The organism is Hominisplanchenecus faecis, assembly GCF_020687205.1.
Lineage (GTDB): Bacteria > Bacillota > Clostridia > Lachnospirales > Lachnospiraceae > Hominisplanchenecus > Hominisplanchenecus faecis.
The window spans coordinates 1-23,487 of record NZ_JAJEQE010000040.1; the positions used below are offsets into that span (position 1 = coordinate 1).

Consider the following 23,487-nt stretch of genomic DNA (forward strand, 5'->3'; position numbering starts at 1 on the left):
TTTGCGATGCTGCCGCCCCAAAGAGCCGCTGTCTGAGCCTCGAAGAGGCGAGTTTAGGCGAAGGGCGGCTAACAGGCGAGCGAACCGAACAGGAAACGCAGCGTGTCAGGAGATTGTTTTCGAATCATCATGGCGTCATATTTTATAAAATCATTTCTATGGCGTTCATTTGCACATTCTAAAACCTCCGCAGATTTTGATTTACACAAAAGCGGCACGCAAATTTCTTCGCGTGCCGTTTTCTTATGCTTTCAGATTATACTTTTTACAGTAGCATCTTACTTTTGTTTTTATTTTTCTGCTGCTGTCTGCAGGATCAGTGCTGCGTCCAGGGTATCTGCCACGCCATCGCCGTTTACATCTGCACTTGCTGTTGCGTCTGCATCCAGGCTTGTAAGTTCTGCACTTGCTGCCAGGACAGATACGCTGTCGCTTGTTGTGACTGCACCGTCGCCGTTTACGTCACCGAGGAGACGGGCTGCTGCGATCTTCAGTGTCAGGCTCTTAACTGCTGCATTAATCTCACTCTGTACTGCATCTGCATTGTCATATACATTCTGTGCATCTGCTTTTACTGTTGCCAGTCCGTCGATCGTGGATGCTACGTACGCATCTGTATCTGCAAGGATTGCAGCTGCTTTTTCCAGCATAGCTTTCAGGGCTGCTTTGTTGCCTTTCATTTCAAGGTTTGTGATCGCATCGATCAGGTCTTCGTATGCACCTGCGATTGCTGCTTCGTCACCGTTTTCCAAGGCATCTTTTGCTTTGCTGATCGCATCGTTCAGTTTTGCGATGGAATCACTTGTGTACTTGCCGTCTGTCAGTTTTTCTGCTGCGTCTACGAGTTTCTTCAGGGAAGCTCTGTCTGCCTTTTCTGCCAGTTTGGACAGTTCAGCCAGAACTGCGTCTGCTGCTGCATCGATTTCCGCCTGAGTTGCATCTGCTTTTGCCAGAACTGCTTTTCCTGCGTCTGCTGCTGCTTTCAGTGCATCTACGGATTCATAGTTATCTGCATCTGCAAGGATTGCTTCTGCTGCTTCGATCGCTGTCTCAAGGTGCAGGGTCTGTACGCCGTATTCCAGGTTTCCAAGTGCTTCGATGATGCCGTTTACTGCCGCATCGATTTCAGACTGACTTGCGTCTGCTTTTGCTACTACGTCTTTTGCTGCTGCTACTGCATCTTCCAGTGCTTTCCAGCTGTCTGCTGTATACTCGGAAGAATCAAGGTCTTTTACGGTGTTGATCAGTTTCTGCAGGCCTTTGTCTGCAAGTGTGCTCTGTACAGCGTCTTTTGAATGGGAAGTGATATCTTTCAGGATATCTGCATATTTTTCATTCAGGGACTCTGCTGTGAAACCGTGTTCTTTTGCAAACTCTGTAGAATTCATTACAAAGTTACAGATGTTGATGGCTGCTTTCTGAAGGTCACCAAGAGAGATCACCTGTTTATTTGTCTGTCCATCTTTGTTGCTGTTTACCTTGTAGCTGACCGTTGTCTGTTTTGTTGTTGTACCTGTCCACCAGTTACGTACATCTTTTACTTTATATGTTGCATATCCATCTTCGATTGCTTTCCATGCTTCATCACACAGAAGGCTGTGATCTGCATCTGCATCACCGTTCACGGTTGTAGACTGTACTTCTGTACCTTCTTTATTCAGTTCATATCCGCCGAAGTTCGGAACGTCTTTTGTAATAACCGGGAGATCCGGATCTGTCTGATCCTGATAGCTGATGGTTGTCATATTTACATAGCCTTTTCCGTTCCAGTCCGGATCAGATTTGAAGCCTTTGATGATCTGAGCTGCACCTTTGCCAGGGCAAACAAGGTCGTTGCCTGCATGCATTTCATACATCGGTACGGACTGTCCGCCGCCCCAGTCTGTCATGATCATTCCCTGGAATCCCCATTCGTCTCTTGCAAATGCGGTACACAGATCATAATCATCGGCTGCCGGTCTGCCGTTGTTCTGGTTGTAAGAGGTCATGATCGCCATCGGCTGTGCCTGTTTTACAACTGCTTCAAAACCTTTGAGGTAGATTTCACGGATTGCTCTTTCAGAAACTGTATTGTTCTCTGCATTTCTGTTTGTTTCCTGAGAGTTCATTGCATAATGCTTAATAGTAACGCCAACGCCTTTGTTTGACTGTACGCCAAGGGTTGCAGCTGTACCGGTAATACCTACAACTACCGGATCCTCTGAATAGTACTCAAAGTTACGTCCGCACAGTGCGTTTCTGTGGATGTTCATACCAGGTGCCAGCCAGCATCCGATACCGAACTCTTCCATCTCTTCGCCAACGCCTTCGCCGTAAGCGTAGATCTGATCGGTATCCCAGGTCTGTGCAAGCAGTGTACCGATCGGCCATGCGGTTGCATACTGGTAATAGGTCTGATCGCCATCTTTGTATTTCTGTGTAATACGAAGACCTGCAGGTCCGTCAGACAGGTTTACAGGGGTGATGCCTTTTGTATCGTTTCTCCAGGTAGATCCTGCCACACCTTTAACGGTTGCATCACCTGAATGACCGTTCACCAGTTCTGCCAGTTCTTCCAGTGACAGTGCAGATACAAACTGTTCAATACTGAGCTTCTTAAGTTTAACGTCCATCAGCGTCGCTTTGCTGAAATCACCGTCAAATTTTTTAACGTGCTCGTTGTATGTTACTGTATAGTCGGAGCTGTTTGCATTTCCTTTTTCAACACGGCTGATCTCGCCTGTTGCTCCGTCTTTGTTTTCTGCGATTAGATATTCTGTCTGCGTTGTATTCGATACGTATACATCGACATCTTCGTTTTCTTTGATGATTTCCGGTGCTTTGTAACCTGTGAAATCAACTGCGATCGTGGATGCTGCTGCGATCTCATCTGCTTCACCGTCGTATGTGATCGGTGTTGCACCTTCGGTTGTCATCGGCTCGAGTGTCGGATATTTCTCATCATCTGCAACGTTCGGATTATCTTTTACCGGAACCATCAGATTGCTGTACTGTTCTGTGATCGTATCTTCCGCTACGCTGATCTTGCCTGCTACATGTGTGTTTCTGGAAGAATTACCGACACGGATGATGTAATCGCCGTCCTCCATCACGTATGCTGCCTTGTCTGTATCGTAAGATCCCATCTCTGTTGTATCGTATGTGATCGTCAGTACCTGAGATTCTCCAGGTGCCAGCTCGTCTGTCTTTGCATATCCTGCCAGCTCCTGATACGGTTTGTCCAGATTGCCTTCCGGGGCTGAGAAGTAAACTTCTGCTACTTCTTTACCGGATACGGAACCTGTATTTTTCACTTTAACCTTAACGGTTACTTTGTCTTTGTCTGCTGTTACAGACTGTGTGCTCATTGCAAATTTAGTATAAGATCCGCCATAACCGAATTCGTAAGCTACGTCTTTACCAAAGGTATCATAATAGCGATATCCTACGAAAATATCATCGTTGTACAATTCCTGTGCATTATTTCCATCCTCATTTGCAAATCCTGCACTGGATGGGTTGTCATCAAAATTAACCGGCCAGGTATCTGTTAATTTACCGGATGGATTTACGGTACCGTTTAATACTTCTACCAGTGCATCACCGCCGGTCATACCTGCCTGAGACATCAGGAGCATGGAATCCAGCCCATTGATCTCACTGAAGAACTTAGTATCAATGATTCCGCCTACGTTCAGGACAACAACTACGTTATCAAATGTTTTTCCAAGCAGTTCCAGATTGGCCCGCTCATCATCCGATAAGAGATAATCACCTTTTCCGGAAGAACGGTCTGATCCTTCACCTGAGTTACGTGCAATAACATAAATTGCAGTATCTGTCTGATCTGCCGCTGCTTTGATCTGGTCTGCCGCACCTTCTGTCTGTTCATAAACCGGTTCATTCACCCATTTAAATCCCCAGCCCTGACTTGTGCCGCCGCCGTTTGCTGTCCAGAGCTCATGCATCTGGTTTACAAAATCTGCATTCACGATATCATATCCGGCATTTTCAAAACCCTGCTGTACGGTAACATTGTCACGCTGGTTTACAGCACCGGAACCGGTACCGCCTTTGATGGTGTTGTAAACACCCTGTCCGAACAGTGCTACTTTTGTTCCCTTCTTTGCTGAAATCGGCAGTGAGTTGTTCTTGTTTTCCATCAGGACCATGCCCTGTGCTGCGATGTTTTTAGCCGCGGTCTTATGGTCAATCTCACGCTGGCTGATATCCGGGTTTGTTGTAGCTGCCATCGCTGTCATGCTTCCGCCTAAGAGCATCGAAGCGGACAATGTGACTGCTATCACTTTTTTTGAAGTTTTCTTCATTCTTTTTCCTCCTTTACTGCTTTACTGCTTTCTTGTTATGTTTTTCGCTTTCCGATGTTGATATTCCATCAACATTTTCTCGTGTGATTTTATTTTATATAACTTTTTTATGATTTTCCATGTAATATTATACGTTTTTCTTGTAAATTTTTATGTTTCCTGTTAGTCCTCTGTTTTTAATCGTTATTTTGAATAAAATATGGTATGTATTTTCTTGTTTTATATATTTTTTATATATTTTCCATATTTTTTGATACAACAGATACACTATCTGTTCGCACTTCCGGTACATCGCAGGTATATTGCACTCCCACTAAGACAAAAAATGCACTCACATCTGTCTCTCGATGCAAGTGCACTTCCTGTTTTAAAAATTTCGTATTGGCTTTTATTTCTTTTTCTTTCTGGACCATACATATCCGCCAATCAGCACGATCAGTGCGATCACTGCGATGATAAGTGGTCTTAAAACATTGGTGTTATCTCCTGTTTTTGCGGATGTAACCGTGCTGCTTCCGCTCTGGGTTCCCGCAGTACTGCTGCTTCCGGAAGATGTTCCGCCGAAGGTGCTGCTGCCACCGGAGGTATTGCTGTTTCCGGAAGGTGCCTCGGTCTGGATACCGGAGCCGCCCTGGTTATCCGATCCACTTCCGTTTCCGTTGTTTCCATTATTGGATGCTGTCTCGGTCTGTGGTTCTGTGGAGGAATCATTTCCGCCATTGTTGTTTCCGTTATTGTTGCTCTGTCTTCCCACCGCTGCGTTCAGCGGTACATCGGTCACGGCAACGGCTGCATTGTTATTCTGCAGTTCTTCCGTCTTTGCGGAAACCGTTACGCTGTCACCGTCTTTAACCGAATCCTGTACCTGGAAAGTCATTTCAAAAAGTGTTCCGTTTGTATCCAGTTCTGTAGAGGATGCAAATACAAACACTGCTTCTCCTTCGGATTTATTGCCACTGACCGGATCGTTGATGTCGGTCAGAACGCCATTCATCATGGAGCCTGCTTCCGTTGATACCAGCTTCAGCTGTGAGCTGTCATACGTCACACGGATCTTGCCGTTTGTAATTTTCGTATCGCCGCTGATATCAAGGGTAACTTTCCACGCATCACTTCCTGCCTGAAGTGTGTCACCGTTTACCGTTACGGTTGCCCCCTCAGCTGCGGATACATTCTGATGCAGGCACAGGATTGCTGCTGCAAACAGCATCATCGCACATAATACTTTTTTCATGGTTTGTTTTGCCTCCTCTGGACTGCATTATTTTACACGGACAGCTTTTTTATAGCCAAATTTTCCGTAATGTTTCTTACCGTCAATGATCTTGTAGGAACGGATTCTTACATAATATTTTGCTCTGCCCTTTCCTTTTACCTTGACTGTCTTTTTCACTTTTGTGTTTTTCTTGATGTTGACGATCTTTACTTTCCTGGTAAACTGTTTGTCGCGTGCAATCTTGATCTGGTAGCCGTCTGCCTGTTTCTTTTTGGACCAGCAAAGGGATACTTTCTTTCTGGAATCTGAAACTGCTTTTTTGATCCTTGGCGGTCTCGGTGCTATGTAGAAGGTCATCGTCTTGCTTCCTTCGTATTCTCCGATACCTTTGATCGTAACGCTTGCTTTTCCGATCTTTTTATTCTTTTTGTAAGTCAGTGCATAATCTTTGGCTTCTGTCAGTGTTTTTCCCTTATACTGGATCGTCACACCCGGACGAACGGCTCTTCCTGTGTAAGTCTGATCTTCGATTTCGGCGATCTGTGTAGCATTCAGGCTGATCTTCTTTTCCGGTGTTGGTGTCGGCTCAATCTTGTCGATCACTTCGCTTCTGTACTGAAGATCTTTGATGCTGACATTAATATCCGATCCGCTTGTTTTGTTCCACTCTTCTGCTTTCAGGTTCAGACCTGTATCTTTGAGATCAAGTTTCTCACTTGCGGAGAATGTCATGGTCACCAGATTGCCGCTGACTTCCTGCTCTCTGGAAGAAGCAAATACAAACACGATCTCACCTTCTGCTTTGTTTCCGTCGATCGGATCGTTGATAACCGTCTGAAAATTACCTTTTTTCAGTCCATCTCCTGCCTCTGTCTTTACCAGATGCAGTTTGTCGGCTGCGTATGTAATCCTTAATTTTCCGTTGCTGATCTTGCCCACGTTCTCTGCTTTACAGGAAACGGTCACGATACCACTCTTTGCCTGAACGGCATCCAGATAAATTCTGGCGGTATCTGCTGCCCTCACAGCTCCAACGTTCAGTGTCAGAATCAAAAACATCGCCAATACTACAGAAAAAATCTTACTTTTCTTCATTCTTTTTACCTCCTTTTTGATTTCGATTCCTTTCTGTGCCTTAGTGAATCTATTTTATCTGATTTCTCGGTAAATTTCCATAGATTTTTATTAGATTTGGTTGAAATTTTTTTAGATTTTTTCTAACTTTTTTCTATTTTTCCACTTTTGTAAGAGGAATCATATAATATCTTTCATTTTCAAGGTTCAGTTTCTCTACACTGCCGTTATGAAAAGCCAGCACATCTATGAACTGCATCAGTGCTTTTGCATGCAGTTTTGTATCACACAGAACACTTCCGAGGATCTTATCTTCATCCACCAGTTCGCGTACTTCTTCGATTCCGTCGATTCCGACCACCTGCACTTCGGTGCATCCTTTTTCTTCGAGTGCTTCCCAGGCTCCCAGTGCCATGTCATCATTATTGCTGATGATCACTTCAATCTGGTTCGGATACTCTTTCATCCACTGCCGTACGATCACGTTCGCCTGATTTTTTTCCCAGTTTCCGGTGCTGCCTGCGATCTGCTGCGTCGGGATTTTTTTGTTTTCCAGCTCTTTCAGCACCCACTCTGAACGGATCAGCGTGTCCTGATGACCGGACTCTCCTTCCAGCATGGCAAACTGTATGACGCCGTCACCATTCCGGTCGATTTTACTGCGGTTTTTTTCCAGTGCATCTGCAATTACATCTGCCTGCAAAATAGCAGACTGTTTTGCATCCGATCCTTCATAATAAATCTGATCACTCCGGAAAATGTCTTCCCGCACCGGCTCTCTGTTGAAAAATACAACCGGAATATCCGCCTGCGTCGCTTTGTCGATGATCACAGCCGCATTGGTGCGATCCACGATATTGACCAGCAGAAGATCATAGTCCAGACTGATGAACTGATCGATCTGGTCGTTCTGCTCCTGCTGACTGCCCCTTGCATCGGCGATCTTTTTGCGGATCTCCACGCCTGGATGGTCTTTTTCGTACTGAAAAATTTCATCCTCGAGATAACCGCAGATCTTGCTGACATAAACATCTTCTTCGTTGTATACAGCCACCCCGATCTTGACCTGCTTTTTGCTGTTCTCACTCTCCGCTGTCTTTGTACATCCAAAGACCAGCATGCACAGACCAAGTACTGCGATGGCTGCCTGCAGTTCCTTTTTTGACCCCATTTGTTTTTGCCTCCTTCTTCCACCTTGTAAAGCGGACATTAACTCCTGCGATTTTATCAATAGATTGGAAACAGAAAATCATACTTTTCTTTTATATTGTCCTGCGTGATCCACTCGCATTTTGTCTTTGTGAGATGATCCACTTTCTTTCCTTCTATGGAGTAAACAGCAGACTTCACTGCATAAATCCCGAAAGAATACATGCTGTATGCCATAACGCCTTCCACTTTCCCTTCCCGGATCCCCTGCAATACCTCATCGGAATAACCGATCCCATAAATGACCTGGTTTTTGCTTTTCAGATAGTCTGCCGTCTCTTCTGTAATCTTTGGAGAACTGCAGATAAACACAGCCTGCTGCTTCCTGTCCCGATATTTTGCAAGATTTGGAAGTGTCATTTTCTTTTTCTCGATTGCAATCCCCTGGTTCTGAAATGTTTCCTGAAAGATTGTCCACATTCGCTCCGACATTTCTTTCTCATCCGTTAAATATACCACCGGCTCTTCTTCCTGACGCTTCTGATGGATTTTTTCTGCCAGACATTCTGCCATATCCTGCACATCAAACCAGACACGGATCGTTTTTTCTTCTGTTCCGCCCGGATTCACCAGGATCAGCGGGATTTTCTTCTTTTCTGACTGCAGATAAGAGAGAATCTGTTCTTCTTTTTCTGAAAACACGATCAATGCCTGAGAGCCGTTTTTGATCTCACGGTCTATGTACTCTTTGATCGTGTCATAATCTTCCTCTATCTCCAGATACTCGACATCCACACGCTTTGCATTTGCTGCTTCCTCAATACCTCTTTTAAAATCTTCTACCTGACTGTTTTTTCTCTTGATCCCGATCACAGAAATCTTTGTGATATCTCTTTTCGTCTCTCCGCCAAACAAATTTGAATACGAGAGAAACATAAAAACAACCATCAGAATCCCCACGCACACAATACCGATTTTCTTTGCCCTTCTCATTCTTTCTTTTCTCCATACATAATTGCCGGAAGATGCAGCAGGATTTCTGTTCCCTCATCTTCCTCTGAAATGATCTGTACCCCGTATTCTTTTCCAAAGTGCAGCTGAATCCTCTCGTGTACGTTTCGTACACCAATGCCGTTTCCTTTTGCCGTCTTTAATTCTTTCGTGTAATCCAGAAGTGCCTCTGCCTGTTCTTTTGACATCCCCATACCGTTGTCTTTCACAGAAATGTAGAGATCCCCGTCTTTTGTATAGGCATGAATCACGATCTCACCATCGCCGTACATCCCTTCCAGTCCGTGATAAAGTGCATTTTCCACAATTGGCTGAACGATCAGTTTAATGACCTGAAAACATTCTGTGCCAGGATCTTTTTCAATCCGGTACGTAAACTGATCTTTTGCACGAAGTGACTGGATCATCAGATAATTCCTTGCATGTTCCAGTTCATCTGCTACCGTGATGATATTTTTTCCTTTGCTGAGGCTGATACGCAGAAATCTTGCCAGTGCCGTAACCATGCCTGCGGCATCTTCTTTTCGGTTTTCCTCGATCATCCACACTACAATGTCCAGCGTATTGTAAAGAAAATGTGGTGTAATCTGTGCCTGAAGACTGTCCAGTTCACTCTTTCTTTTGGCTTCCTGCTCCTGGATCACTTCCCGCATCAGTTTTTTGATCCTGACTGTCATCTTCTGAATAGAGCGTCCCAGATGATACACTTCAAAACTTCCGGCAGTATGGACTTTGATATCCAGCTCTCCGGCTGAAATTCGTTTGACATCTTCCTCCAGGTTGCAGATCGGTCTTGTCAGCACCATTGAAATATACGATCCGACAACCTGGAAAAACAGAACTACCTGACAGATGACCGCCAGCACAAAAAAAGTACTTTTGATCCCATAACTTCTAAGTTCTTCTTTCCCGATCACACGAATGATCTTCCATCCGGTGTATCCCACCGTCTTGACACTGCAGAACACCTGCTGTTTCCCGATTTCTGTTTCATAGGATCCATCCTGATATTCAGCCAGTGTTTCTGGCGGTTTTTCTATAATCCCACTGTTTACAAGGGCGTGCCTGGGATGGTAGATCAGTTCTCCGTTTGAATCCATCAGAAAAGAATACTGGTTCATATCATCTGTTGAGTTCCTGAAAACTTCAGATAATGCACTGTATTTTATATTGATGAGCAGCACTCCGCTCAGCACCTGATTTCCGTGCGTGATCTGCACAAAACGGCTCATCGGGATCACCCACGGAAAACTGCTGTTATGTTCAAAGCAATCCTGTATCTGCGGTCTGAAAAAATGAATGTTCTCACTTCGCTCAAGTGCACTGGAAAACCATTCTTCCTGCATAACATCTGAGGAAGCGGCAGATGACAGTGCCGGCATGACCTGCAAAAGTGTCCCATCCTCCTGAAACAGGGCAATGCTCTCCACATAATCTTTGTAGCCGTCATACATCGCCTGAAACATCTGTTCCATCTGTCCTCTGTCGTTTCCCTTGATGATATTATAATAAAGTGTATCTGATAGACGCATCATACTGTGCAGATACTGTGACATAGATACGTTGATCTGTTCTGCCAGCTCCTGATTATCCTGAACGATGATCTGTGCCTGCTTTTCCTGCTGAGACTTTGAGACAAAAAATCCTACAAAGACAGCGACAAGCAGCGTCAGCGTCAGAATGATCACATACAGAATATTCTGCATACTCTGTTTCGGCAGAAACTTCCGAAAGTCCTGTCTGATTTTCCCCCACATACAACCTCCCGTCTATTGCCCCTGTCTGCGGCACTGGATCGGGGACATTCCATATTTTTTCTTAAATACATGGCTGAAATATCCGGATTCCAGATAGCCCACTTTCTGGGCAACTACATAGATTTTTTCACTTGTCTCTTTTAAAAGCCGCATGGCTTCTTTCATTCTGGTGTCCGTCAGATACTCTACGAAACTCATGCCGGTCTCTTTTTTGAACAAGCTGGAAAAATAGGTCTGTGTCAGTCCGACTTCAGCAGCAATCTTTTCCAGTCCGATATCCGGATCTCCGAACTCTTCCTGGATTTTCTGTTTTGCCTCTTCAATGATACCTTTCGCCTTGTTCTCACGTTCCCGCCCCTGGCTGGCATTTAAGCGGATGCACTGTTCTTCCAGCCATTCCATGAACGTATCCGCACTGGCATACTTCTGCATGATCTCCAGATAATTCGGAATCCCGTCAAAGACTTCTTCAATCTCAAGGTCCTGCTGTCTTGCAAAAACAAGAAGTGCATTGATGACGCTCATGCTGTACGCCTGATAACTGCTGCTGCTCATATCGGCTTTGATCAGATATTCTTTCATTTTTCTGATCACGGCATGAATATCTTCTTCTTTTCCGAATTTTACTGCCGTAAACAGCTTGTCCTGTGCTTTCTCATCAAACAACAGGATCACCTGCTCGGATTTGTCAATATCTTCCATATAAATGACATCTCCGTCCTGCGACATTTTGCGGTAGGAGAGTGCTTCTTTGGCTTCTTCAAAAGATTCTTTCACTTTGATCAGCTCATCTTTGATCTTTCCGACACCGATCGCTGCCTTGATCTTCATCACACGTTTGCTCTCTTTTGCAATATCATTGAGCTTTAAAAGAATCTTTTCCATTTCTTCCGGTTCATTCATACCAAACAGAATACATTCCCCGAGCGGATTGTAAAAAGCTTCATAATAAATATCATCCGATATGGAATTTCGGATCAGATTGCGGATGTAGATGGATGCCAGCTGGCTGTCCATGGTTTCTCCATGGTCTTTCTGCTCGATCTGATAAATCTGTGCCAGTGCCGTTGCCCAGTATTTATATTCTCCCATGCGGATCAGCCCTGTCTTTTTTTCTTCCTGAAGTGCTTTTGCCTTGATATTTCCAAGTACCAGCCGGTTCAGGAAATTTTCCCTTATGATCGGCTGATTTTCCAGATACAGGTTTCGAAGCTTCTGGATGCTCTGCTTTTCTTCCAGCTCGGTATCCATTTTGTCTTTGACTTTCTGAAGAACTTCTGACATTTCCCTGGCATTGATCGGCTTTAGAATATAATCCAAAACGCCATGGATCAGTGCTTCTTTTGCATACTGGAAATCATCATACCCGGAAATGATCACCAGCTTTATGTATGGATATTTTTCTTTGATCTTATGCATCAGTTCGATTCCGTCCATAAAGGGCATCCGGATATCGGTAAACACGATATCTACATCGTGATTTTCCAGAAATTCCAATACATCCAGTCCATTTAAGAATGCTCCGACTACCGAGAATCCGTACTTTTCCCAGTCCAGCGTTCTCTGTATGCTCCGCAAAACCTCCGGTTCATCATCTGCCAACACAACCCTGTAGTTCACTTTCTTTCACCTCTCCTTTTAGCTATCCATTCACTTTCATTCTCCAACCTGAAAGATATTTATTTTTCAACGTCCCATTCACCAGTTTTCCCCAGCCGAGCGGGTAACCATCCACACAGACCAACTGCCAGCCTTTCTCTTTTCCACACTCCAGATCCGAGACATCCACCGTTTCCCCCTTCAGATAACGGATCACTCGCTCATCCTCTGCCGAAAAATCAATACTGGAGGCAAATTCTTTTTTCTGTAATACCATCGCAAATGCCTGTGACGGCTCGAAGCGGTCTTTTCGTATCTCCCCAAGATAGAGTCCGTTTCGCACAAAGACCAGATTTTTTTTACCTTCCACACCTTCCGGGAGATAATAGGCAAACCCTTTTCGCACCTCGATGCGTTTCCAGTCAACTTCTGCCCTTACATCGGCAAAAAAGCTCTCCAGAACGGTCCGTTCCTGTCTGGTACATCCTGCCGCCTCATTTCTTTCCTTCTGATCTTTTCGTCCTTTTTTTGCTTTTTTCTTTTTCTTTTTTATATCATCATGATCCGATGGCTCTTCGTCTGCTTCCGAAGTATATGCGGATGATTTTTCTGGTGAAACATCATCCATTTCCGGTGTCCGGCTCTTCTGCATCAGAGCCACAAAATGTCCCTCGCCGTCCATATGATGCGGCCAGATACGTACACATTTTTTCAGTTCCGGATTGCCGTCTGCAAGATCCGGTCTTCCCTCGGAAAATCCCTCGTATCCTTTCATCGGGATCAGCTGCATTTCAGGAAATTCACGCAGCACCCATGCGATGATCTGCTCATTCTCTTCCGGTGAAAAGGTACAGGTCGAATAGATCATCATGCCGCCCGGTTTCAGCATGGAGATCGCCTGTTTTACGATCTCTCTCTGCATTTTGGCACATTCCGGCGGTTTTTCTTCACTCCAGACGCGTGCCGCCTCCGGATTTTTGCGGAACATGCCTTCCCCGGAACACGGGGCATCCACCAGGATTTTGTCAAAATATGCCGGAAACTGTTCGGCGATCTTTGCCGGCACTTCATTTAAAAGAAAGGAATTCGGAATCCCCATCACTTCAATGTTTTTTAGAAGTGCTTTCACCCTCGAAGCACTGATGTCATTTGCCACCAGAAGTCCTTCCCCAAACAGTTTTGCCCCCAGTTCCGTGGCTTTGCCGCCCGGAGCCGCACAGAGATCCAGTACACGCTCCCCCGGACCTACCGGGAGTCTTGAGGCAGTCGTCATCGCACTCGGCTCCTGAATATAATAAAGCCCTGCATAATAGTACGGGTGTCTGGTCGGTGCATCTTCCTCTTCATAATAAAATCCATTTTCCACCCACGGAATCTGTGTCAGATGAAAAGGCACCAGTTCTTTAAATTCTTCTACGGTGATCTTTGCTGTATTCACCCGCAGGCCATAATGACGCGGTTTTTCAAATCCAGCCAGAAAATCATCATACTCCTCACCCAAAATTGCTTTCATTTTTTTCTGAAATGCCTCCGGCAAATACATCCTTCTGTTCTCCTTCTTTTTTGTTTTTATCTTTTACTCTACACTTTTCAGTGACTCTACCATATCGATCTTTTTCAGTTTGAAATACATCACACCGTTTACCAGAATGGAAAATCCATAGGTGAGCAGGGCGGATACCACATAACTGAACACGCTGATGTTCCGTCCGAACATACAGACATCCACTTCCACGGTCACAATGATAAAGCGGTGCAGCAGTATACCGAGGAATATTCCGAAAATACTTCCAAGGATCGTCAGCAGAATATTTTCCCGGTAAACGTAAGCTGATACTTCTTTGTCATAAAATCCAAGCACTTTGATGGTCGCAAGCTCTCGCTTTCGTTCATTGATATTGATGTTATTGAGGTTGTACAATACCACAAATGCCAGCATACCCGCAGAAAGGATCAGCACACCGATCACGGAATCCAGTGCAGTCAGCATATTATCAAGCTGTTCTTTTGTGTTGCCCGTATAAGTGACACTCAGTGCCGCATCACATTTCATGGCACGTTCGCCTGCTTTTTCTGCGATGCTCTCATCCCGGTCTGTCACACGGTAGAGAATACTGTTGTACTGTGGTTTTTCTCCGTAAAGTTTCCGATACATATTCTCAGTCATATATGCAAAATGTGACATATAGTTTTCACATATTCTGTTGATCGGAATCTTTACACCGCTGTGTTCTCCTGTCATCTCCACAGAATCTCCTACCGAAACGCCAAGCAGTTTTCCTGCTTTTTCGGTGAGGATCATACCCTGATCATCAAGCTCATAGGCTTCTTTTGTCGTTCTGCTGCGGAATTTCACAAACTCATCAATCGACACATCATCCGGCACGACCATCAGATAGACATCCAGTTTTTTGTCAGCGGACGCAAACTCTACCTTTTTCATGGATACTTCTGCAAACGCTTCCACGCTTCCGTCATCGGCAAGCTCCTGTTTCAGTTCGTCCTGCCCGCTCTGATCTGCATCTGCATCCAGAACAATCATGCCATCGTAAACCTGAATATCCTGATACTGCAGAATTGCCACATCCATAATGGAATCACGCAGTCCGAATCCAACCAGCAGAAGTCCCATACAGCCGCCGATTCCGATAATTGTCATGAAGAATCGTTTCTTATAACGGAACAGATTGCGTACGGTTGATTTCCAGGTAAAACTTAAATGTTTCCACAAAAACGGAATTTTCTCGATCCAGACACGTCTGCCCTGTTTTGGTGCAGGCGGACGCATCAGAACGGCCGGCCATGCATGAAGCTCACGTATGCATGCTTCCAGCGTCGCGATCATCGTACAGAAGATCGCCGCTCCGGCTGCGATAAGAGCAAATTTCATATTATATGGAATACATATCGTATTCATATGTAAATACATGATACCATAAGACCGGATAATAATATACGGTAATATTTTCTCCCCTGCCAAAACGCCAAGGACACTGCCGCCGACCGTCGCAAACAGTGCATACAGCAGATATTTTGCCGCAATGTCCACTTTGCTGTAGCCGAGTGCTTTCATCGTTCCGATCTGGGTACGCTCTTCTTCGACCATTCGCGTCATCGTGGTCAGGCTGATCAGGGCTGCCACTAGGAAGAAAAGAACAGGGAACACTTCCCCAATGCTCTTCATTCGTTCGGCATTATCTCCGTAATTGGTGTACTCCAGCAGATCACTGCGGTCTTCGACCGTCCATTCCGGTTCTTTGATATCATCCACTTCTTTTTGTGCGTCATCAATCTTCTTTTCCGCTTTTGCAAGCTTTTTCTCTGCTTTTGCCTTTTTCTTTTCGTATTTACGTTCGCCTTTTGCAAGCTTTTTCTCATTTTTTGCGATCGTCGCTTTCGCATCTTCGATCTGTTTTTGTCCGTCTTCTAATTTCTGCTTTGCATCTTCAATCTGCCGTTTCCCATCGTCAAGCTGTGCCTGTGAGGCGTTTAACTGTGCTTTCTTTTCATTTAACTGGCTTCTCGCTGCACTTAACTGTGCCTCACCTTCTTTTAACTGTTGTTTTGACTGATCAATCTTCGCCTGATTTTCATCCAGTTTTTTCTGTGCCGCATCAAGTTGATTCTGTGCATCATTTAACTGCTTTTCCCCGGCTGTGATCTGTGCCCCGGCTGCATCAAGCTGCGTTTTTGTTGCATCAAGCTCTGCCTTTGCCTGCGTCAGCATTGCTTCCGGAACGCCCTGTTTTTTACTGTTTTCGTACTGGGCAAGATTTTCCTCATACTGAGCCACACCGTCCAGATACGTCTGCTTCTGCTGCTCAAAAGCTGCTTTCTGCTGTGCAAACGTCTTCTGATTTTTCTGTAAACTCTTCAAACCATTTGCAAGCTCTTTTTCTCCTGTGGAAATCTGTTCTTCTGCAGATGCCTTCTGCTTCTGAAATTCACTCTCTTTTTCCGCCAGCTGATTTTCCGCACTCTGAAGCTGTGTGCGTCCGTCTGTGATCTGCTGCTGTGCATCGGCAAGTTCCCACTCTTTCTCTGCCAGCTCTTTTTTGCCGTCGTTTAATTCTTTCTCTTTATCGGCAAGCTCTTTTTTGCCGTCCTTCAGTTTCTTCTTTGCATCATCGATCTCTTTTTTCGCATCGGCAAGCTTCTGATCCGCCTCAGCCTTTTTGTCCGCCAGCTCTTTTCTGGCATCGCTCACTTTTTCCTGAGCTTCGTCTTTTATTTCTTCCTGACGCCTGGTACAACGCTCTTTTTCTATGCTTTCGACCTGTTCTTTTGCCTGTGCAACTGTTGTATCATAGGCATCCGTGTAGGCTGTCAGCTCTTTTGCACCTTTCACCTTCAGATAAATCTGCATATAGTAATCGGTCGTAAATGTTTCCTGCGGCACATAGACAAATCCTGCAATCTCACCGTTTCCGACATTGGTGCTGCCGCGGCTGAACGAAATATAGAGCGGGCTGCTGCAAAGTCCCGTGATCGTGAAGGTGTCCGATTTTAAAGTGGCATCCTCATCTTTTTCCAGCTCTTCGCTGATCCGGAAGGTATCGCCGATTTGATAGCCGTTGTGCTCTGCATACTGAACATCCATCAGACATTCGTCCTCTTTTGTCGGGTACTCGCCTTCTTCTACCGTCACCAGATTGCTTTTTTCCGGAATGGATAAGATACGCAGCACTTTCCGCTGTCCTTCTTCCCCTGTCAGCACATCTTTCAGACAGACACCTTCCGCCGTTTCAATGTCTTTTAAGTTCTGCAGTGCCTCCACATCGTCCCCCGTCACACCCATTGTGCCTGTGACCTGAATATCTGAGAGTTCTTTTGCATCAAAATAAGCATCCCCCGAATAACGCATATCCGGTGAGGACGACTGAATACCGGAATAAAAAGCCGTTCCAAGTGCCACGATAAACAAAATCGATAAAAATCTCGGAAGACTTTTTCGAATCTCCATAAAAAATTCTTTTCGAAGTGCACGTTTTTTCATTCTATCACCACTCTATGTTTTCTATCGGTTCTGGATTTTCGTTCAGATACATTTTCGATACTTTTCCGTTTTTGATCTTGATCACACGATCCGCCATCGGCGTCAGTGCCGAATTGTGCGTGATGACGATCACGGTCATTTTTTTCTGCCGGCAAGTATCCTGCAAAAGCTTGAGGATCGCTTTGCCGGTCTGATAATCCAGTGCTCCGGTCGGCTCATCGCAGAGCAGAAGCTTTGGATTTTTTGCAAGTGCCCTTGCAATGGAAACTCTCTGCTGCTCACCACCGGACAACTGTGCCGGGAAATTGTCGAGACGGTTTCCCAGTCCGACCTCTTTTAATACCTGCACCGCATCAAGCGGCTCCTTGCAGATCTGAAGTGCCAGCTCTACATTTTCCTTCGCTGTCAGGTTCGGCACCAGATTGTAAAACTGGAAAACAAATCCAATGTCATCCCTGCGATATCCTGTCAGCTTTCGCTGGGAATATTTGGCAATATTCTCTCCATCGACCAGTACATCCCCTGAAGTCACCGTATCCATTCCGCCAAGAATGTTCAGCACCGTTGTTTTTCCGGCACCGCTTGGCCCTACCACGACCACAAACTCTCCTTTGTCGATCGCAAATTCTATCTTGTCAACCGCACGGATCTCGACTTCACCCATCCGGTAGATCTTCGAAACATTTTTCAGTCTGACAAAATCTTTTTCAAAATCCTGATCTTTCGCCATCTTGCTTTCCTCCCCAACTTTTATTTGCAAACTTTATACACCTGTCATTTTAATAATCTTCTTCTCTATCGGATAAAGTGTGTTGCTACTCTTTCTTCGGTTTCCGGCAAGCCAAACTTCTCTTTTCCTAAGGCGATACTCTTCATCAGAAATACCATATTTCTTGCAAGTACACGCATGGTCTGTTTTCCTTCTTCGTCCATCTCTGCCTCGCCCTGTGCCCGTCCATGAATTGAATTCCAATACTGGCTGGAAGCAATCGGCATATTTGAGATAGTAAAATATTTATTCAATTCATCAAAGGTCGCAGAACATCCGCCTCGCCTTGCACAGACAACGCTTGCTCCTACTTTCATAGGTTGATCTCCTTTACTATTTTTCTTATCCATGATCTCTAAATTTCATTTCACATCAAAAAATCATTTCTCTATATAAAATTATTCATCATCTTTAAGCATATAAAACAAATCTTGATATCCTGACTGCACAAGTAATTGTTTGAACCCAGAAAGCACTTCTTCTTTTGTGTAATTATTGTTCTCCAAAAACTCACTATCCTTTTCACTAAGATGTTGATAAAAAAGAGCTGCCGCCATGACCTCATCTTTGTTTGTATAGTCAATGTTATTTAAAAGAATATTCTCTGCTTCGTTAATCTGGCCTGAATCAATCATGTCAAGAAAACTTTGCAGTTTTTTACCAGATACTTCATATTTATTTTCTTTTTCAATTTCAACAGAAACATACTTTTTTCCAAACACTAGAGAGAATAATACTCTTACCATTTCTTTTATTATTCGCATAATATAATCTTTTTCATCTGTGAAATCCATTCTTTCACCTCCTCAAATTCCGATTGTTCTGCCTTTCTTGTTCGAAAGTTTTTCGGCAAATATTTGTAGCATGAAGGATTGTTCCGCTTAAGTGACCCCCGGCAGGCCAGGATCTTTTGGCAATGTGCAAAATAAACGAATTCCCAAGAAGGCACTTTTACGTGCCCTTCGGGGAATTCGTTCATTTGCTCATTCTAAAGTGCTGTTCCCTTCTTCGGTACAAAGAAACGGCTCATATCTGTATGTTCCAGCTCAAGCAGTGAAATTTTTTTGTCGATTCCTCCGGCATATCCTGTCAGGCTGCCATTTGTGCCAACCACACGATGACATGGAATGATAATGGAAATTTCATTATGTCCTACGGCACCGCCAACTGCCTGAGCAGACATGCGGGAAGTGTTTTTCGTTTCAGCTAGTTTACGTGCGATTTCTCCATACGTGATCGTCTGTCCATAGGGAATCTGTAATAAAATCTGCCACACTGCCTGTCTGAATGACGAGCCGGAAGGATGAAGCGGCGGAGTAAAGTTCGGTTCTTCACCGAAAAAATACATATCCAGCCATTTTATTGTCTCTGTAAGAATTTCCGTTTCCTGTGGAATATGCTCATCCGGAAGCGTATTTGCAAAATATTTCTGTCCTTCAAACCATAAACCGATAAGCCCGATTTCATCCGTTGCTAAAAGAATGTCGCCAATCGATGATTTATATTTACAAGTATATACCATATTTCTACCTCAAAAAAGCAACTCCTGAATCTGCATAAGATCATCCGCAAAGAAAATACCTTTCTGTCGTTCTTGATCGGACAGTCCCTTCTCAATCATATGATTTAATAATTCTTTTAAACTGTTATAGTAGCCGTTCAGGTTATAGAGAATACAGGGAGCATCCAGCTGCTTCAGCGATACTTTTGACATCACTTCTGTGATTTCCTCAAGAGTACCTGTTCCACCGGGAAATGCAATAAATGCATCGCCAAGTTCGATCATTTTGTTTTTGCGTTCTGACATATCTTTCGTCACGATCAGCTGTGTCAGTCCGTCGTGCTGCAGCTCTTTTTCAACAAAAAACTGCGGTTCAACGCCGATCGCTCTGCCGCCTGCATTCAGAACACTGTCCGCTAATGCCCCCATCAATCCGCTTTTTGAACCACCGTAAACCAGTGTGTTTCCGCTTTGCCCGATCCAGGCTCCAAGTTCTGTAACTGCCTTATGTAAAGCCGGATCATTGCCTTCATTTGCTCCAAGATATACTGTAATGTTCATAATTTCCTCCCAAAATGCTTCACTCTGAATATTACTTACAGACTTTATTTAGATTCGACAAACGAAAATTTGCTTCATTCATTTCATGCCTATCTTCTTTCCCTTCGGACAAAAAGCATCCCTCGCCTTCAGCTCGGTCAACTCCGATTGTTCTGCCTTTTCTGTTCGGAAGGTTTTTTCGGCAAATATTTGCGGCATGAAGGATCGTTCCGCTTAAGCGACCTCTGGCAGGCCAGGAGCTTTTCGCAATGTGCAAAATGAACAATTCCCTTTATTGTATAGCTGTTTTTTCATCTAAAATTTACTGTAACTTCATCGTTCTTTTTTATTCTTATTTTATGGTGAAAACATCTATTTTTCAATATAAAAAATTATGAAATTTCTTTGGCTGCTTCTCTTTCTAATTGGCAGTTCAAAGCAAAACCGCCGCAGCCACCAGAAACTTCTTTCTGATGACCACAGCGGTTTATTTGCTGCATTTTTAAGATACTGTTTTTGTTATTTCACTCTTGTCAGATTCATTCGTTTCAGATAGCTCTGCGTCTCTGCCACAACCACTCCGCTCAGGGAGAGCAGTGCGATCAGGTTCGGGATCGCCATCAGTGCGTTAAAGATATCGGCGATCACCCATACTGCAGATACTGTGAAGTACGGTCCGATAAAGACTGCTGCTATGTACAGCCAGCGGAAGATCTTCAGGGCTGTTTTGTTGCTGCCGGAAAGATATGCCAGACATCTCTCACTGTAGTAGTCCCATCCGAGGATGGTAGTAAATGCAAAGAATACCAGACACATCATCAGCAGAAATGCACTGATCTGCGGTGCAAACGGAAGTCCCTGCTGGAATGCGTTGGTGGTAACTGCCACACCTTCCAGTCCGATATTCCAGGAACCGGTGATCACAATAGAAAGTCCGGTCATGGTACATACAACGATCGTATCGATAAAGGTACCGGTCATGGTAACCAGTCCCTGACGTGCCGGCTCTTTTGTCTGAGCGGCTGCTGCTGCGATCGGGGCACTACCAAGTCCTGCCTCGTTTGAGAAGATACCTCTTGCGATACCTTTCTGCATTGCCACAATGATCGCTCCAAGTGCTCCGCCGGCTGCTGCACGCATACCAAAGGCACTGGATACGATTTCTGCAACCGCTGCCGGAATCTTACCGGCATTTAAGATCAGAAGCAGCAGGGAAATCGTAATATAGATAACTGCCATGAACGGCACAACGATCTCAGATACTTTTGCAATACGTTTCAATCCTCCGATAACAACCAGACCGACACAGACAGTCAGGATCAGTCCTGAAATCACAACGGCAAGCGTATAATCTCTTCCCAGCAGATGAACCACATGCTGTGCGTTCGGATCAAAGAAGTTACCTACGGCACTTGTGATACCATTTACCTGTGTAAAGGTTCCGATACCAAACAGACCTACACCCATTCCGAAAAATGCAAAAATCTTTGCCAGCCAGGTCCATTTTTTGCCCATACCGTTTTCGATATAGTAGAACGGACCGCCAAGGATATGGCCATGTTTGTCCGTTGTACGATACTTGATCGCAAGGAGACCTTCGGAATATTTCGTTGCCATACCAAACAGGGCTGCAATTTCCATCCAGAATAACGCTCCCGGTCCTCCGGCTACGATCGCGGTTGCCACACCGACAATGTTTCCGGTACCGATGGTTGCGGAAAGTGCCGTACATAACGCTCCGAAACTTGTAACTTCTCCGTGACCGCTCTCTTCATTTTCAAACATGTACTTGAGTGCTTTTGGAAGTTTTGTGATTTGGATACCTTTCAGACGAATGGTAAGATAAATACCAGTCAAAAGAATTGCTACGATCAGTGGGACACCCCATACCAGATCATCAACGTACTTCAAAAAATTGTTTACTGCTGCTAACATTACTCTCTCTCCAATCTTGATAATTTATTGGCTGCTGCCAGAACACCCTCACAAAATCTGCCCCGTGACTATTTTCCATGTTATCTGATACTGACACGGATCGATTCTTTGGGCTGTCCGAAAACAACAAAAGAGCTGATCATACAATCAGCCCTCCAAAGAGTAGAACATATTTAGACTTTTCTCTGTCCTTTTGCCTGAGAGATAAGCAGCAGATCTGCTGCCGTACACCTTCGGCGCCCGTTCTATGAGACTCTCCAGAGTACGCTGTGACTTTCTTCGACACAACGTGTTTTTATTTTAGCATACCTGAAGAGCCTCTGCAAGAAAAATTTATTCTTTTTTAATAATTCCATATATTTTTACAAGTTCCATCAGGATTTCCACGCTCTTATCCATTCCCTCAACTGTTATATGTTCATACGGTCCATGGAATGCATAGCCGCCGGTTCCGAGATTCGGGCACGGCAGTCCCATAAAACTCAGTCTTGCCCCATCCGTACCGCCGCGGATCGGCTGAATTTTCGGCACAATACCCATGTTCTCACAGGCTTTTTTCGCATTCTCGATCAGATGATAACAAGGGCGGATCTTCTCTGCCATGTTTCGATATTGTTCTTTGATCTGAAGATCAACCGTTCCCTCACCGTATTTCTGATTCATGGCATCTGCGATTTCTTTCAGTTTCTGCTGTTTCTGTGCAAACTTGTCCGCATCGTGGTCACGCACAATATATACAAGTTCTGCTCTTTCACAGCTGCCGTTTATTTTGATCAGATGATAAAATCCTTCATAGCCTTCTGTCTGCTCCGGTGTCTCTTCCTGAGGCAGCATCATCTGGATCTCACATCCGACGGCTCCGGCATTGATCATGATGCCTTTGGCACTGCCCGGATGCACGTTGACCCCCTGAATCTTAAAAACAGCTTCGCAGGCATTGAAATTTTCGTATTCGATCTCGCCTTCCGCACCGCCGTCCACGGTATAGGCAAAATCTGCTGCAAATCCCTCTACATCAAAATGATCTGCTCCTCTGCCGATCTCTTCGTCCGGCGTAAATGCAAGACAGATCTTCCCATGCGGCACATTGCTGCACAGAATATTTTCTGCCATCGTCATAATCTCTGCGATTCCGGCTTTGTCATCTGCTCCGAGGATTGTCGTTCCGTCTGACGTGATCAGCGTACGCCCCTTCAGATTTTTCAGATGCGGAAAAAGTACGGTATCTAAAACTCTGCCGCCTTCATCAAAAACAAGATTCTGTCCGTCATAATTTTCATGAAGAACCGGATGGATCGGATTTTCCGTAAATTCTGAAACGGTGTCCATATGTGCGATAAATCCAAGAGATGGACTGTTCTCATAACCTTCCGTTGCCGGAATTGTTCCATAGACATAGCATTTTCCGTCAACGGCTGCATCCTCGATGCCCAGTTCCTTCATTTCTCCCACCAGACGCTCTGCCAGTTCAAACTGACAGGAACTGCTCGGTGTTTCCATATTTTCTTCGCTGCTCGGTGTTTTTACTTTGACATATTCCAACAATCTTTCATATGCACGCATGATTTCTGCCTCCTGATCCTTTTTCAGATACCAGAAGCCGGAATTCTTCCGACCATGGTATCTTTTCTTA

17 protein-coding genes, 1 pseudogene and 1 riboswitch are annotated in these 23,487 nt (G+C 44.7%); of the genes and pseudogenes, 1 reads left to right on the forward strand and 17 read right to left on the reverse strand.

Translation table 11 applies throughout. The features are described 5' to 3' along the window. Positions 1 to 182: hypothetical protein (locus LKD42_RS10885; RefSeq protein WP_248835692.1), on the forward strand; the 182-nt coding region annotated here is incomplete at its 5' end. A gap of 108 nt (positions 183 to 290) precedes the next feature. On the opposite strand, the gene LKD42_RS10890 is transcribed toward LKD42_RS10885, so the two are convergent. The 17 genes and pseudogenes from LKD42_RS10890 to pepT form a co-directional block, all read right to left on the reverse strand. Further along, complete coding sequence (locus tag LKD42_RS10890) at positions 291 to 4,307, reverse strand: glycoside hydrolase family 3 C-terminal domain-containing protein (RefSeq protein WP_248835693.1); 4,017 nt, start codon at positions 4,305 to 4,307, stop codon at positions 291 to 293. Between the two features lie 230 nt (positions 4,308 to 4,537). Beyond that, on the reverse strand, positions 4,538 to 4,720 hold the full coding sequence (locus LKD42_RS10895; RefSeq protein WP_248835694.1) for a hypothetical protein: 183 nt from the start codon (positions 4,718 to 4,720) through the stop codon (positions 4,538 to 4,540). Continuing rightward, a complete protein-coding gene (locus LKD42_RS10900; RefSeq protein ID WP_248835695.1) occupies positions 4,696 to 5,541 on the reverse strand; it encodes a cohesin domain-containing protein in 846 nt (281 codons plus the stop codon). The genes LKD42_RS10895 and LKD42_RS10900 overlap by 25 nt, the downstream gene beginning before the upstream one ends. A 27-nt stretch (positions 5,542 to 5,568) precedes the next feature. Further along, positions 5,569 to 6,618 (reverse strand): hypothetical protein, encoded by a 1,050-nt coding sequence (locus LKD42_RS10905; protein ID WP_248835696.1) that lies wholly within the window; start codon positions 6,616 to 6,618, stop codon positions 5,569 to 5,571. A 133-nt stretch (positions 6,619 to 6,751) separates the two neighbouring features. Then, positions 6,752 to 7,768, reverse strand: a complete 1,017-nt coding sequence (locus LKD42_RS10910) for a galactose ABC transporter substrate-binding protein (protein WP_248835697.1) — start codon at positions 7,766 to 7,768, stop codon at positions 6,752 to 6,754. Between the two features lie 56 nt (positions 7,769 to 7,824). Continuing rightward, positions 7,825 to 8,739 (reverse strand): sugar ABC transporter substrate-binding protein, encoded by a 915-nt coding sequence (locus LKD42_RS10915; protein ID WP_248835698.1) that lies wholly within the window; start codon positions 8,737 to 8,739, stop codon positions 7,825 to 7,827. Next, positions 8,736 to 10,514 carry a cache domain-containing sensor histidine kinase gene (locus LKD42_RS10920; protein ID WP_248835699.1) on the reverse strand — a complete coding sequence of 593 codons (1,779 nt, stop codon included), beginning with the start codon at positions 10,512 to 10,514 and terminating at the stop codon, positions 8,736 to 8,738. Before LKD42_RS10920 ends, LKD42_RS10915 begins: the two co-directional genes overlap by 4 nt. Before the next feature lie 12 nt (positions 10,515 to 10,526). Beyond that, a complete protein-coding gene (locus LKD42_RS10925; RefSeq protein WP_147632926.1) occupies positions 10,527 to 12,134 on the reverse strand; it encodes a response regulator in 1,608 nt (535 codons plus the stop codon). A gap of 22 nt (positions 12,135 to 12,156) precedes the next feature. After that, positions 12,157 to 13,656, reverse strand: coding sequence for an RsmB/NOP family class I SAM-dependent RNA methyltransferase (locus LKD42_RS10930; RefSeq protein ID WP_248835700.1), 1,500 nt, complete (start codon positions 13,654 to 13,656; stop codon positions 12,157 to 12,159). Positions 13,657 to 13,689: 33 nt separating this feature from the next. Further along, on the reverse strand, positions 13,690 to 17,109 hold the full coding sequence (locus LKD42_RS10935) for an ABC transporter permease (RefSeq protein ID WP_248835701.1): 3,420 nt from the start codon (positions 17,107 to 17,109) through the stop codon (positions 13,690 to 13,692). Positions 17,110 to 17,113: 4 nt separating this feature from the next. After that, positions 17,114 to 17,839, reverse strand: coding sequence for an ABC transporter ATP-binding protein (locus tag LKD42_RS10940; protein WP_147632923.1), 726 nt, complete (start codon positions 17,837 to 17,839; stop codon positions 17,114 to 17,116). 65 nt (positions 17,840 to 17,904) lie between these two features. After that, positions 17,905 to 18,204, reverse strand: a pseudogene (locus tag LKD42_RS10945) (flavodoxin family protein); the annotation flags it as partial. A 72-nt stretch (positions 18,205 to 18,276) separates the two neighbouring features. Continuing rightward, complete coding sequence (locus tag LKD42_RS10950; protein ID WP_022117956.1) at positions 18,277 to 18,672, reverse strand: DUF6483 family protein; 396 nt, start codon at positions 18,670 to 18,672, stop codon at positions 18,277 to 18,279. A gap of 194 nt (positions 18,673 to 18,866) precedes the next feature. Continuing rightward, positions 18,867 to 19,400 carry a methylated-DNA--[protein]-cysteine S-methyltransferase gene (locus LKD42_RS10955; RefSeq protein ID WP_248835702.1) on the reverse strand — a complete coding sequence of 178 codons (534 nt, stop codon included), beginning with the start codon at positions 19,398 to 19,400 and terminating at the stop codon, positions 18,867 to 18,869. A gap of 9 nt (positions 19,401 to 19,409) precedes the next feature. After that, a complete protein-coding gene (locus LKD42_RS10960) occupies positions 19,410 to 19,940 on the reverse strand; it encodes an LOG family protein (RefSeq protein WP_147633054.1) in 531 nt (176 codons plus the stop codon). A gap of 498 nt (positions 19,941 to 20,438) precedes the next feature. Beyond that, positions 20,439 to 21,854 (reverse strand): alanine/glycine:cation symporter family protein, encoded by a 1,416-nt coding sequence (locus LKD42_RS10965; protein ID WP_248835703.1) that lies wholly within the window; start codon positions 21,852 to 21,854, stop codon positions 20,439 to 20,441. A 175-nt stretch (positions 21,855 to 22,029) separates the two neighbouring features. Beyond that, positions 22,030 to 22,125, reverse strand: a riboswitch (glycine riboswitch). A 62-nt stretch (positions 22,126 to 22,187) separates the two neighbouring features. Then, a complete protein-coding gene (pepT, locus tag LKD42_RS10970) occupies positions 22,188 to 23,417 on the reverse strand; it encodes a peptidase T (protein ID WP_248835704.1) in 1,230 nt (409 codons plus the stop codon). Positions 23,418 to 23,487: the final 70 nt, after the last annotated feature.